1 protein-coding gene, 2 tRNA genes and 3 rRNA genes are annotated in these 7292 nt (G+C 41.4%); all 6 read left to right on the forward strand.

The window, feature by feature from the left end; translation table 11 throughout:
• Window positions 1-363: 363 nt before the first annotated feature.
• The 6 genes from CDOM15925_RS09805 (at window position 364) to CDOM15925_RS10290 (ending at window position 7176) form a co-directional block, all read left to right on the forward strand.
• Window positions 364-1874: ribosomal RNA gene (locus CDOM15925_RS09805) — 16S ribosomal RNA — on the forward strand.
• 277 nt (window positions 1875-2151) lie between these two features.
• A tRNA-Ala gene (locus tag CDOM15925_RS09810) sits at window positions 2152-2227 on the forward strand.
• Between the two features lie 10 nt (window positions 2228-2237).
• A tRNA-Ile gene (locus tag CDOM15925_RS09815) sits at window positions 2238-2314 on the forward strand.
• A 526-nt stretch (window positions 2315-2840) separates the two neighbouring features.
• Window positions 2841-5946, forward strand: a 23S ribosomal RNA gene (locus CDOM15925_RS09820).
• Between the two features lie 177 nt (window positions 5947-6123).
• Window positions 6124-6243: ribosomal RNA gene (gene rrf / locus CDOM15925_RS09825) — 5S ribosomal RNA — on the forward strand.
• The 16S, 23S and 5S rRNA genes sit together here with 2 tRNA genes alongside, the layout of an rRNA operon.
• A 390-nt stretch (window positions 6244-6633) precedes the next feature.
• Window positions 6634-7176, forward strand: a complete 543-nt coding sequence (locus CDOM15925_RS10290; protein WP_169943229.1) for a helix-hairpin-helix domain-containing protein — start codon at window positions 6634-6636, stop codon at window positions 7174-7176.
• The last annotated feature ends 116 nt before the right edge of the window (window positions 7177-7292 follow it).

Below are 7292 nucleotides of genomic sequence, written 5' to 3' on the forward strand. Positions count from 1 at the left end.
AATCGTCATGTTCTCTAACTTAACACTGTTAAACTAATTAGTCAATCTTTGAAATCTAAACAAGTGATCGATTGAGCCATCTACTTTAATAGGCTTTCTTTGGAAAGTAATTAATGTAGAAAAACTAAAAAATCATCTTTTAATTAGCTTGCTAATTTAAAAGATCGTAGATTATAAAATTAAAAGTTTTTTGATTAAAACTTCATATAAATTTAACTAAAGAGCTCTAAGGTTTTCTAAAGCTTAATCCGCTTTTTGAATAAGACCTTAAATTTACGATTTATGACAAACGTAGTTTGGAATAAATCTTTATCTTTAGTATTGCTTCTTAGGTTTGGCTTTGCCAAACCGCTAAAGAAGATTAATATGGAGAGTTTGATCCTGGCTCAGAGTGAACGCTGGCGGCGTGCCTAATACATGCAAGTCGAACGGAGATATGAGGGCTTGCTCTTATATCTTAGTGGCGCACGGGTGAGTAATGTATAGCTAATCTGCCCTACACTAGAGGACAACAGTTGGAAACGACTGCTAATACTCTATACTCCTTCTTTACATAAGTTAAGTCGGGAAAGTTTTTCGGTGTAGGATGAGGCTATATCGTATCAGCTAGTTGGTGAGGTAATGGCTCACCAAGGCTATGACGCGTAACTGGTCTGAGAGGATGATCAGTCACACTGGAACTGAGACACGGTCCAGACTCCTACGGGAGGCAGCAGTAGGGAATATTGCTCAATGGGGGAAACCCTGAAGCAGCAACGCCGCGTGGAGGATGACACTTTTCGGAGCGTAAACTCCTTTTCTTGGGAAAGAATTATGACGGTACCCAAGGAATAAGCACCGGCTAACTCCGTGCCAGCAGCCGCGGTAATACGGAGGGTGCAAGCGTTACTCGGAATCACTGGGCGTAAAGGACGCGTAGGCGGATTATCAAGTCTTGAGTGAAATCTAACGGCTTAACCGTTAAACTGCTTGGGAAACTGATAATCTAGAGTAAGGGAGAGGCAGATGGAATTCTTGGTGTAGGGGTAAAATCCGTAGAGATCAAGAAGAATACCCATTGCGAAGGCGATCTGCTGGAACTTAACTGACGCTAATGCGTGAAAGCGTGGGGAGCAAACAGGATTAGATACCCTGGTAGTCCACGCCCTAAACGATGTATACTAGTTGTTGCCAAGCTAGTCTTGGCAGTAATGCACCTAACGGATTAAGTATACCGCCTGGGGAGTACGGTCGCAAGATTAAAACTCAAAGGAATAGACGGGGACCCGCACAAGCGGTGGAGCATGTGGTTTAATTCGAAGATACGCGAAGAACCTTACCCGGACTTGATATCTAACAAATCATCTAGAGATAGAAGAGTGTCTGCTTGCAGAAATGTTAAGACAGGTGCTGCACGGCTGTCGTCAGCTCGTGTCGTGAGATGTTGGGTTAAGTCCCGCAACGAGCGCAACCCACGTATTTAGTTGCTAACGGTTAGGCCGAGCACTCTAAATAGACTGCCTTCGTAAGGAGGAGGAAGGTGTGGACGACGTCAAGTCATCATGGCCCTTATGTCCGGGGCGACACACGTGCTACAATGGCATATACAATGAGACGCAATATCGCGAGATGGAGCAAATCTATAAAATATGTCCCAGTTCGGATTGGAGTCTGCAACTCGACTCCATGAAGCCGGAATCGCTAGTAATCGTAGATCAGCCATGCTACGGTGAATACGTTCCCGGGTCTTGTACTCACCGCCCGTCACACCATGGGAGTTGATTTCACTCGAAGCCCAAATACCAAACCGGTTATGGTCCACAGTGGAATCAGCGACTGGGGTGAAGTCGTAACAAGGTAACCGTAGGAGAACCTGCGGTTGGATCACCTCCTTTCTAGAGTACAATGAATATTCTCTCACAAGATATTCATCAAAGGAAAATTTAGATTAGCCTTATTAAACTAATCTACTCAATCATCCTTGTTTAGTTTTGAAAGATTGACGGCTAATAAATTTGTCTAATTCCTTAATTGCCTAGACAAAAACCTAAATTTGTGATTTATGATAAACGAAGTTTAGAATAAATCCTTTAATAGCTTTAGGTGGGTGCAGGGAGTGAAACTCCTGCTCGTAAATGCTAGCTTTGCTAGTATGCGAAGTAAGGATGTTGAGGGGAATTAGCTCAGCTGGGAGAGCGCCTGCTTTGCACGCAGGAGGTCAGCGGTTCGATCCCGCTATTCTCCACCAAAATATATTAGGGCCTATAGCTCAGCTGGTTAGAGTGCACCCCTGATAAGGGTGAGGTCACAAGTTCAAGTCTTGTTAGGCCCACCATTAATTAGCAAATAAATAAATTAGTTTAACTACAAAAGATTTAAACATCAAAGTTTAAATCAAATGTTCCTAGAAGAATGTTTGCTTTAGACTTTGAAAAATAGATTATCTTCTAAATACGGCAACGCCTAAAGCGTTGGTGTGCTTTAGGTGGGTGCAGGGAGTGAAACTCCTGCTCGGAGCAAGAGCTTTGCTCTTGCGAGAAGTCTAAAATGTTCTTTTATTTATCATTGTTAAGAGTCACAAGCAAGTTTTAAATAAAACAATTTTACAGGACTTGTTAAAGATTTAAATATCTTATCTCTTGAATATAATCAGTATTCAGAAGTTTAACGTCACAAGATATCTAGAGTTAAAACTTATCTATATATCAGTTAATGCTTTCCGTCTTGGAGATTAGAGTTTAAATTTAGTAATAAACTTAAATTTGCTGCATATATTCATGTATATGATTTTAAATTTTTGTTGTTTATATTACCTTTAACAAGGAAGTGATGCGAATTAGAATATGAAATATACTAATAAAAGGTAAGCTACAAAGAGCAAATGGTGGATGCCTTGGCTAGTAGAGGCGATGAAGGACGTGCCAGGCTGCGATAAGACTCGGGGAGCCGTCAAGGGGCTTTGATCCGGGTATTTCCGAATGGGGCAACCCAACTGATAGCGATGTCAGTTACCGTAATGGAGCGAACGAGGGGAATTGAAACATCTTAGTACCCTCAGGAAAAGAAATCAAACGAGATTACGCTAGTAGCGGCGAGCGAACGCGTAAGAGGGCAAACCGTTAGTTTACTAACGGGGTTGTAGGACTGCAACATAGACTAAACAAAGCTAATAGAATAAGCTGGAAAGCTTAAGCATAGAGGGTGATACTCCCGTATATGAAAGCGATGTTTTACTTAGCAGTATCCTGAGTAGGGCGGAACACGTGATATTCTGTCTGAAGCCGGGTAGACCACTATCCAACCCTAAATACTACTACTAGACCGATAGTGCACAAGTACCGTGAGGGAAAGGTGAAAAGAACTGAGGTGATCAGAGTGAAATAGAACCTGAAACCATTTGCTTACAATCATTCAGAGCCCTATGATTTATCAGGGTGATGGACTGCCTTTTGCATAATGAGCCTGCGAGTTGTGATGTCTGGCGAGGTTAAGGAAACCCGGAGCCGTAGCGAAAGCGAGTCTTAATAGGGCGTTTAGTCAGATGTTGCAGACCCGAAACGATGTGATCTATCCATGAGCAGGTTGAAACCGGTGTAAGAGCCGGTGGAGGACCGAACCCGCTAGCGTTGAAAAGCTATGGGATGACTTGTGGATAGGGGTGAAAGGCCAATCAAACATCGTGATAGCTGGTTCTCTCCGAAATATATTTAGGTATAGCGTCATGTAGTAACACTGGGGGGTAGAGCACTGAATGGGCTAGGGCATACACCAATGTACCAAACCCTATCAAACTCCGAATACCTAGTGTGTAATCATGGCAGTCAGGCGGCGAGTGATAAAATCCGTCGTCGAGAGGGGAACAACCCAGACTAACAGCTAAGGTCCCTAAATCTCATTTAAGTGGAAAACGATGTGGAGTTACTGAAACAACCAGGAGGTTGGCTTAGAAGCAGCCATCCTTTAAAGAAAGCGTAATAGCTCACTGGTCTAGTGATTCTGCGCGGAAAATATAACGGGGCTAAAATGAGTACCGAAGCTTTAGACTTGCACTTAATCATTTATACTAGCTCGTCTTTTGAGCGTATTTAAATGAACTTGAAATTTTCTCAATCGACAGCCTATATGGCTAGTCTCAATCGAAAATCTCATCGCAACATTTAAATCCATCTCAAAATACTTTGCTTGATCTGTTCTTTTAAATTTCAGATTAAGCACTAAAATTTAGAGTATAAATTTGATAGTATGAATAATTAAGTGCAAGTGGTAGGAGAGCGTTCTATTCAGCGTTGAAGGTGTACCGGTAAGGAGCGCTGGAGCGGATAGAAGTGAGCATGCAGGCATGAGTAGCGATAATTAATGTGAGAATCATTAACGCCGTAAACCCAAGGTTTCCTACGCGATGCTCGTCATCGTAGGGTTAGCCGGGTCCTAAGCAAAGTCCGAAAGGGGTATGCGATGGAAAATTGGTTAATATTCCAATGCCAACTATTATGTGCGATGGAAGGACGCTTAGAGTTAAAGGAGCCAGCGGATGGAAGTGCTGGTCGAAAGGTGTAGGTTGAGTTACAGGCAAATCCGTAACTCTTTATCCGAGACCCCACAGGCAGACAAAGTTCTTCGGAATAGCGTTTGAATCCTTGATACTGTCGAGCCAAGAAAAGTTTCTAAGTTTAGTAATAGTTGCCCGTACCGTAAACCGACACAGGTGGGTGGGATGAGTATTCTAAGGCGCGTGGAAGAACTCTCTTCAAGGAACTCTGCAAAATAGCACCGTATCTTCGGTATAAGGTGTGCCTAGCTTTGTTAAGGATTTACTCCGTAAGCAAGGAAGGTTACAACAAAGAGTCCCTCCCGACTGTTTACCAAAAACACAGCACTCTGCTAACTCGTAAGAGGATGTATAGGGTGTGACGCCTGCCCGGTGCTCGAAGGTTAATTGATGACGTTAGCTCTGCGAAGCGTTTGATCGAAGCCCGAGTAAACGGCGGCCGTAACTATAACGGTCCTAAGGTAGCGAAATTCCTTGTCGGTTAAATACCGACCTGCATGAATGGCGTAACGAGATGGGAGCTGTCTCGAAGAGGGATCCAGTGAAATTGTAGTGGAGGTGAAAATTCCTCCTACCCGCGGCAAGACGGAAAGACCCCGTGGACCTTTACTACAGCTTGACACTGCTATTGGGATAAAGATGTGCAGGATAGGTGGGAGGCTTTGATCTATAAACGCCAGTTTATAGTGAGCCGTTGTTGAGATACCACTCTTTTTTATTCTGATAGCTAACTGGCATGAGTTATCCTCATGCAGGACAATGTCTGGTGGGTAGTTTGACTGGGGCGGTCGCCTCCCAAAATGTAACGGAGGCTTACAAAGGTTGGCTCAGAACGGTTGGAAATCGTTCGTAGAGTATAAAGGTATAAGCCAGCTTAACTGCGAGACGTACATGTCAAGCAGAGACGAAAGTCGGTCTTAGTGATCCGGTGGTTCTGTGTGGAAGGGCCATCGCTCAAAGGATAAAAGGTACCCCGGGGATAACAGGCTGATCTCCCCCAAGAGCTCACATCGACGGGGAGGTTTGGCACCTCGATGTCGGCTCATCGCATCCTGGGGCTGGAGCAGGTCCCAAGGGTATGGCTGTTCGCCATTTAAAGCGGTACGCGAGCTGGGTTCAGAACGTCGTGAGACAGTTCGGTCCCTATCTGCCGTGGGCGTAAGAAGATTGAGGAGAGTTGACCCTAGTACGAGAGGACCGGGTTGAACCAACCACTGGTGTACGAGTTGTCCTGCCAAGGGCACCGCTCGGTAGCTAAGTTGGGATGTGATAAGAGCTGAAAGCATCTAAGCTCGAAGCCAACTCCAAGATGAATCTTCTTTTAAGACCTCATAAAGACTATATGTTTGATAGGCTGGGTGTGTAATGGATGAAAGTCCTTTAGCTGACCAGTACTAATAGGTCGTCTGCTTATCTTTTAATAAGCATCACTTCCTTGTTAAGGGTAAAACCTTACAAGATAAAGATTGTTATTTAAAACGCTTTAACTCTTAACAAATAAAAGACAGTGTTAAATAAGAAATTAGGAAGCAGGTTGTTGAGATATAAATAAAAATATCTTTGTTAAACTCTGCAATGATTTTTTATTTAACACTGCCCGTGACTATACAGACGAGGAAACGCCTTGCTCCATCTCGAACCAAGAAGCTAAGCTCGTCCTGGCTGATGATACTCTCCCTTACTGGGATGTTTGGAAAAGTAGGTTGTTGCGGGCTTTGTTATTATTCTTATAAATTCATATCAAAAACAGCTAATCCAAAAAACATTAACAATAAAGATAAAACCTTTTTTACATTTATTATGTTTTTATATGCTTTTAAATTTAAACCGATTAGTTTTTAAATTCTTTATATGCCTAGCTGCTTTATTTACAATTATCTAAAGCAACTTCTTTATTTACTCTTTATGTCTTTTAGTAACTATAGTTTATTTGTTAAGCTTATTGTTAATACAATCTGTAACTTTAATACATTAAGACGCTTCTTATAAAATTTAGGCTAAAAGAAATTTGCTTATACTCATTTATAAATTTATCATTTCTTTAACATAGCATTGTAGAATTTTAACTACTTAAATTTAAACATCTTAATAAAAAGGAATTTACTATGAATACGGTAAAAAATATACTGTTAGCACTTATTATGCTTTCAATCTCTGCATTTGCGCAGATAAATCTAAATACGGCCACTAAAGAGGAGCTTATGAGCTTAAAAGGTATAGGAGAGTCTAAGGCCGAGGCTATAATGGAATATAGGAAGATGAATAAGTTTAACTCTATAGAGGATCTTAAAAATGTAAACGGAATAGGAGATAAGACATTTAAAGCGTTAAAACAAGATATTTCGGTATCGGGTAAAAGCATAATACCTGCTAATGCTACTAAGAAGATAAAAGATAAAGAGGATAAGCTACTTTCTAAAACAAAAGATACAAAAGAAAAAACAACTAAGCAAGCAGATAAGTTAAAAGATACTAAAGACAGCCTAAACAAAAAAGCTAAAGATAAAGAAGACAGCTTAAAGAAAGAGACAAAGAAAGCTAAGAGTAAAGAAGGTAAGGCAGATAAGGCTAAGGATGCAAAAGAGAACATAAAAGACACCAAAGAGAATATAAAGAAAGATACTAAAAAAACAAAAGAGAGTAAATAGGGTAAAATAAATAAAGAGAAGAAGGGGTGGTAGTGGTGTTTGGAGAGAGAGGGGGGGATTAAGATATCTTTCCGGAATTAGTTAAGATAGCAATTGTTTGACTGAAAGTGAGGGTT

It is taken from the genome of Campylobacter sp. RM15925, from assembly GCF_012978775.1.
GTDB lineage: Bacteria > Campylobacterota > Campylobacteria > Campylobacterales > Campylobacteraceae > Campylobacter_A > Campylobacter_A canis.